The organism is Psychromonas arctica (assembly GCF_038155225.1).
Classification (GTDB): domain Bacteria; phylum Pseudomonadota; class Gammaproteobacteria; order Enterobacterales; family Psychromonadaceae; genus Psychromonas; species Psychromonas arctica_B.
The window spans coordinates 1-210 of record NZ_JBAKBA010000426.1; the positions used below are offsets into that span (position 1 = coordinate 1).

At 41.0% G+C, this 210-nt stretch carries 1 protein-coding gene; it reads right to left on the reverse strand.

All coding sequences use genetic code 11. The features are described 5' to 3' along the window. A partial coding sequence (locus V6255_RS18990) for a chorismate-binding protein (RefSeq protein WP_341629485.1) occupies nucleotides 1–210 on the reverse strand: 210 nt, incomplete at both ends.

Here is a 210-nt window from a genome sequence, read left to right on the forward strand (position 1 = left end):
AAAACCACGACGACGCGTACCTGCGATAGGGTAAATTTCAACATCTAGTGTGTCTTGTGTAAATTTAATCGCGCTCTCTGGCGAGGCTCCAAATAAATTGAAATCACTGTCCTTTAAATAAAACAGGTAAGGACTTGGATTGGTTTCTGTTAGTTTTTGGTAGGCTGAAATTGGATCTGGAGAAGGTAAAGAGAAACTACGAGAAGGCAC